The following is a 570-nucleotide window of genomic DNA, read 5'->3' as shown; positions in this document are numbered from 1 at the left end:
ATAACATATCTTCTTGATTCGTCTGTTGGGCTATCGCCAAGCGGTAAGGCACTGGCTTTTGATGCCAGCATTCCCTGGTTCGAATCCAGGTAGCCCAGCCATTTACAACGTTATTAAGATTCTCCAATTGTCTTCTTAACTATAAATTCTTCTTGTAAAAGAAGCGCTGCGGTCGTGGCGGAATTGGTAGACGCACCAGATTTAGGTTCTGGCGCCGTAAGGTGTGAGAGTTCAAGTCTCTCCGACCGCACCATTATTTAAAACGTCTCTTGATAACATATTTTCTTGATTCGTCTGTTGGGCTATCGCCAAGCGGTAAGGCACTGGCTTTTGATGCCAGCATTCCCTGGTTCGAATCCAGGTAGCCCAGCCACTTTTTATAATTTAAAAGAGTGAGCTGTTTAGTATAGATTGAAAGGCCATTAGCTTTTGATGACTATACCAAGAGAGTTCCCTGATTTCGTTTTCAGGTAGCCCAGCCATTTACAACGTTATTAAGATTCTCCAATTGTCTTCTTAACTATAAATTCTTCTTGTAAAAGAAGCGCTGCGGTCGTGGCGGAATTGGTA

General features: G+C 43.2%; 3 tRNA genes. All 3 read left to right on the top strand.

The features are described from left to right. Positions 1 to 26 precede the first annotated feature (26 nt). A tRNA-Gln gene (locus HC725_RS16585) sits at positions 27 to 101 on the top strand. Positions 102 to 168: 67 nt separating this feature from the next. Continuing rightward, positions 169 to 253: transfer RNA gene (locus HC725_RS16580), tRNA-Leu, on the top strand. A 45-nt stretch (positions 254 to 298) separates the two neighbouring features. Then, a tRNA-Gln gene (locus HC725_RS16575) sits at positions 299 to 373 on the top strand. Positions 374 to 570 lie beyond the last annotated feature (197 nt).

The organism is Vibrio sp. S17_S38 (assembly GCF_014694375.1).
GTDB lineage: Bacteria > Pseudomonadota > Gammaproteobacteria > Enterobacterales > Vibrionaceae > Vibrio.
The sequence above is the reverse complement of the archived record's forward strand: the minus strand, read 5'-3'. Positions and strand labels throughout refer to the sequence as shown.